Origin of the sequence: Blautia sp. CAG:237 (assembly GCF_000436615.1) — a bacterium.
GTDB lineage: Bacteria > Bacillota > Clostridia > Lachnospirales > Lachnospiraceae > Blautia_A > Blautia_A intestinihominis.
Genome location: NZ_FR886751.1, coordinates 19,885 through 25,252 on the forward strand (window position 1 = coordinate 19,885; position 5,368 = coordinate 25,252).

4 protein-coding genes are annotated in these 5,368 nt (G+C 44.6%); 1 reads left to right on the top strand and 3 read right to left on the bottom strand.

What is annotated here, in order from left to right:
- The coding region (gene metG, locus QZL69_RS10100) for a methionine--tRNA ligase (RefSeq protein ID WP_291519278.1) at positions 1–1,266 on the bottom strand (1,266 nt) is incomplete at its 3' end.
- Positions 1,267–1,964: 698 nt separating this feature from the next.
- Between metG and QZL69_RS10105 the strand changes: the two genes are divergently transcribed.
- Complete coding sequence (locus QZL69_RS10105) at positions 1,965–2,177, top strand: FeoA family protein (RefSeq protein ID WP_022215089.1); 213 nt, start codon at positions 1,965–1,967, stop codon at positions 2,175–2,177.
- A 54-nt stretch (positions 2,178–2,231) separates the two neighbouring features.
- Here QZL69_RS10105 and QZL69_RS10110 read toward each other — a convergent pair whose 3' ends face one another.
- Both QZL69_RS10110 and QZL69_RS10115 read right to left on the bottom strand, forming a co-directional pair.
- Positions 2,232–4,811 (bottom strand): sensor histidine kinase, encoded by a 2,580-nt coding sequence (locus QZL69_RS10110; protein WP_022215090.1) that lies wholly within the window; start codon positions 4,809–4,811, stop codon positions 2,232–2,234.
- A 73-nt stretch (positions 4,812–4,884) separates the two neighbouring features.
- The coding region (locus QZL69_RS10115; protein ID WP_291519279.1) for a response regulator transcription factor at positions 4,885–5,368 on the bottom strand (484 nt) is incomplete at its 5' end.

Genomic DNA, 5,368 nt, shown 5'->3' on the forward strand with positions numbered 1-5,368 from the left:
CAGACGTTTGAACAGAGTGAATACCTCTGTCATTGCATCTGCAACACGCAGTTTGTCCATCTTCTCAGCAACCTTGCCCGGAACAGCCAGTGCAAATGCTTTGAGGTCTTCGTCAACCGGTTCAGCAACACCTTTGTTTTCTACTACGCCGCCGAAGTATTTGTTGGACATGGAGATGGTACGGTTTACAAGGTTTCCGAGAGTATTTGCAAGCTCGGAGTTCAGTCTCTCTACCATCAGTTCCCATGTGATGACACCATCGTTCTCGAATGGCATTTCGTGAAGTACGAAATAACGGACAGCATCTACGCCGAAGAAATCTACGAGTTCATCTGCATAGATTACGTTTCCTTTGGATTTACTCATCTTGCCATCGCCCTGGAGCAGCCACGGATGTCCGAATACCTGTTTCGGAAGCGGCAGGTCAAGTGACATCAGGAAGATCGGCCAGTAAATAGTATGGAAACGGATGATGTCTTTACCGATCAGATGAAGGTCTGCCGGCCACAGTTTGTTGAACTGTTCAGAGCTTTCGCCGTCGCAGTCATAACCGATTCCTGTGATATAGTTTGTCAGGGCATCCAGCCATACATAAACAACGTGCTTCGGATCGAAGTCTACCGGGATTCCCCATTTGAAGGATGTTCTGGATACGCAGAGATCCTGAAGTCCCGGAAGAAGGAAGTTGTTCATCATCTCGTTTTTACGTGATTCCGGCTGAATGAAATCCGGATGTGTGTTGATGTAGTCGATCAGACGGTCTGCATATTTACTCATTTTGAAGAAGTATGCTTCTTCTTTTGCCGGAACGCATGGGCGTCCGCAGTCCGGGCATTTGCCGTCTACGAGCTGTGATTCTGTGAAGAAGGATTCGCAAGGTGTACAGTACATTCCTTCGTAATGTCCCTTGTAGATGTCTCCTTTTGCATACATTTTCTTGAAGATCTTCTGAACCTGTTTCTCGTGGTCAGCGTCTGTGGTACGGATGAATTTGTCATAGGATGTGTTCATCAGATCCCAGATTCTCTTGATCTCACCGGATACATTGTCTACGAATTCCTTTGGTGTGATTCCTGCTTCTTCTGCTTTGAGCTCGATCTTCTGACCATGCTCGTCAGTTCCTGTCTGGAAAAATACATCGTATCCTTCCTGCCTCTTGTAACGTGCGATCGCGTCTGCCAGTACGATCTCATAGGTGTTGCCGATATGCGGTTTACCGGATGTATAGGCGATCGCGGTTGTAATATAATACTTCTGCTTGTCCATTTTATTGTTCCTCCTGGATTATAATAAAAAAAGACCCCTTCTCATAGAGAAGACGAGTCCTGCCCGTGTTACCACTTCTGTTCGTTCCTGCCTCGCGGTCAGAAACCTTGTTGGGTACGATTCCATGCGGATAATCCGACCACTGCTGTAATGATCGGACTGCCATTGTCCTGATACCCTTCCGCTATAACAGGCGGTCCTGTTGCAGTCTGAATAGCACCGAATTTTATTTCCTTTAAGAAATTACTTTCTGTATGCCAGGAACCCTCCCATTGGCATCAATACTCATCTCGACTGCACCTCTCCCAAGCCATCTTCCATCTGCACCTGCACTTCCCTCTCAGCCACGGAAATCTGAAATTTCCTCCGGGGAATTCTCTGTAATGTGGTCAGCAAATGTACTCTCTTGTTCGTTGAGTTTGCTTATATTTTGCGGAAATTCATGTTTCCGCTCCTTTAAAAATAGTAGCATATTTACCTATGTTTGTAAACCGCGAATTTCGGTGTTATAACTATGCATAATCCTGCATATTTAGCACACACTGTCTTCTGTCAGCATCTCCTATCCAATATGAGCAGGGACTACCTAATGTTCCAATTGACGAACATATATTCTTAGTTGTACAATAAATTCAATAAATAAAAAGCAAATTATCTGACACTAACTATTTCTATTTTTCCTCAAAGGAGGTATTTTTATGCAGGCTTTATCACAGACAAATGCAGGCGATACCTGTACTATTAAATGGATGTTCGGCGTTCCGGAAATTCTTGAAACTATGCGAAATATGGATATCAAAGAAGGCAGCACCATCCAGGTCATCCAGAAATGTCGCGACTGGCTGATCATCGGAAGCAATAACCGCCGCCTGGCAGTTGGAAATGAGGTTGCGGATCGGATACAGGTTTAGGATTCAGCAAAAAAGACCTCCTTCTGATATCATTCAGAACAAGGTCTTTTGTTATTATTTCATTTTAAATTCAATCGTCACCTTAAACAGATCCCCATCAAGATACAACTTAAATTCTCCACCCTGGAGCCGGACGAGGTCTTTGGCGATTGACAGGCCAAGTCCGCTGCCTTCGGTGTTTCGGGAGACGTCGCCGCGGATGAAACGTTCGGTGAGTTCGTCTGCGGAGATGTTCAAAGGCTGTGCGGAGATGTTTTTGAGGGAAAGCTGCACGTTTGGCCGGTCAACTTTTACATCGACGTAAACTCTTGTGTTTTCCATCGCATATTTTGATGCGTTTCCAAAAACATTCTCGAGGACTCGCCAGAGTCTGCGGCCATCTGCACAGATGATTGCTTCTTCCTCATCGAAATGAACTACCATCGTCAGATTTCTTTCTTCGAATTTCTCTTCAAATTCTCCAATCACCTGATGTACCAGTTCAACGAAATTCAGGTCCGTCATTTCCAGTGTGATATTTCCGGTGCTTGCTTTGGAGGCTTCTACGACATCTTCAGTCAATACTTTGAGCCGCTGTGCCTTGTTTTCCAAAACTTCCAGATAACCTCTGATCTTGGGGTCTTCCGGATTCTCGCGCTTGAGAAGATCCACATAATTGATGATCGAAGTAAGCGGTGTCTTGATATCATGGGAGACATTCGTGATCAGCTCTGTTTTCATGCGCTCGTTCTTGAGGCTGTTTTCTACAGCTGCATCCAGTCCCTCTCCAATATGGTTGATATAATCTGCCACCTGTTCCTGTTCACCGGAAAGTTTTTCTGTTGGAATCTTGTATTGGAGTTCTCCGTCAGTGATCTTCTTCAGACCAGCGATGATCTGCTCTCTTCCCCAGGCTTTTTTTACAAGATAATAAAGAACTGCACAGTCCATTACAATCAGCAGAAGAAAAGCAAATGCTGAACCACCATTAACCGTCATTACAGAAAACATAAACTGCAAAAATACAAAGATGCCAAATAACAAAATTATTTTGACCCTGCTGATCATATTGCCACCGAGAAAGACAACCAGATCACTACATTTAGAAAAACACTTTCTTACCAATATCAGAACGTGTCGGAGCAGGCTGTCTCTCCAGAGAGATCTTTCCTTGATCCTGCGAACCAGACTCAGCCAGCCGGTCAGGAACCATCCGCCACACCAGATTCCCAGGATGCTGAATCCCGTCACTTTCCAGACCATTCGTATGTCTTCAAAATCCATTGTCTGGACGATCACCGAAGTGCCCAGCAGCCAGATCATAAATATCATCCCTGCCACAATCTCGGTATACCATCTGTCCAGGAAATTCAGATGCACTTTCTCATCTTCATTGTTTCGTCCGGCCCCGATCGTCAGGATCACAAGTCCTGCAAGTGCCAGAACCAGTGACACTACAGAAATTACCATGATCGGTACCAGCCATGGTTCAAACTTCTCATAGACAAGTTTTTCCTGCTTGATCCTGTCTAATACCGGAAAATCTTTATCTACAGAAACGAAATAGAGATAATTTTCCTCACCAAGTCCTGTATTCTCGATCATGCTCTGCCAGTAAGATACTGTCCAGTCTGCGATATTGGAAAATCCCAGGGCACAGTCCTGCAGATCCGGAGCGATCAGCATAAGCGGATCACCACTGGAAGTCAGTTCATCCAGTTTTTTTGCATAATTTGCTGATGTGATGCCTTTTATATTGGTGTACACTTTATCGGATTTTGTGTCTACGTACATGTAGTTAACATTTGTTACACCTGTTGCATAAGTTTTCAGGACTTTTTCACCATAAGAAGCATCACTGTATTCAACCAGAGCCGTGTATAAATACTCATATGCCTTGCTGATATTTCCTTTCCATTCTTCACTGTTGTTTACAACATCAAGGATACTGTCCGCTCCATCCGGTTTGTACGCTTCTTTCAGTGGGGCATCGTTATTTCCACTGGATTCATAATTATACACATCTGTGTAAACAACATTCCCGTCCGCGTCGGTAACATATTCCACACCATCATTACGGATTCCTATGTTATCATTGGCGTCACCATAGTACGTATACTCTTTGCCGGAGAGTATGGCCAGTATATCCTTTGCATTCTCTGTCCATCCGTCTTCATCACTGCCAAAAACAAATTTCAGTTCACCAGTAGTAATCTTATCTGCAAAATCATTGTAGTACATATAGTAGTCGCTGCCATCCGGCTGACGGCAGATCAGAACATTTGCACTTCGATCCCAGGATGATTTCTTCGCCCAGTCATACAGATTCCCTGCCTTGTAGGCAAGTCCGGATGTGTTTTTGTGCGTCAGCGTCTTTCCCTTATTCAGCTCCGCAAGGTCAACCAGTTCTCCGTCGTCTGCCTGATCCAGGATTTCTCTCTCATTGATCGCATTAATGATCGTATGTGAAAGGCTGTACATATTATCCTGGAAGCTCTGGGAATCCACATAATTTTTGCTGTCCAATGGCTGAACGCCTTTGCTCATGATAAGCACGGATGCCCCGGCTCCCGCGCAGGCTACCGTCACAAAAACTATTGTCAGCAGCACCAGAAGCCCTTTTACACCGCTTTTTCTGTACCATCTTGTCTTCATTTATACCCCATTTCCTTTCTGCTAAATGACTCTGCTATAAACACAGGAGTTTTCCACAGGTCCATTCAGAAAATCAGATCTTTTCCACTTTATACCCAAGTCCCCACACAACTTTGAGGTAGTGCGGCTCCTTTGGATTGATCTCAATTTTTTCTCTGATATGTCGGATGTGAACCGCTACCGTATTATCTGCCGCGATCGCTTCCTCTTCCCAGATACTCTCATAGATCTGATTGATGGAAAAAACTCTTCCCTGATTTTTGACCAGAAAAAGAAGGATCCTGTACTCGATCGGTGTCAGTTTGACTGCTTCTCCATCGACAGTAACTTCCTTACGGTCATCATCGATCATCAGTCCGCCCGTCTCGTAAACATTTCCTCTCTTTTCTGCCATTGCACCCAGCTGCGTATATCTGCGAAGCTGGGATTTTACCCTCGCCATCAGTTCCAATGGGTTAAAAGGTTTCGTCACATAATCATCTGCGCCGACATTCAGTCCGAGGATCTTGTCTGTATCCTCTGATTTTGCAGATAAAATTATGATAGGAAGAGCGTTT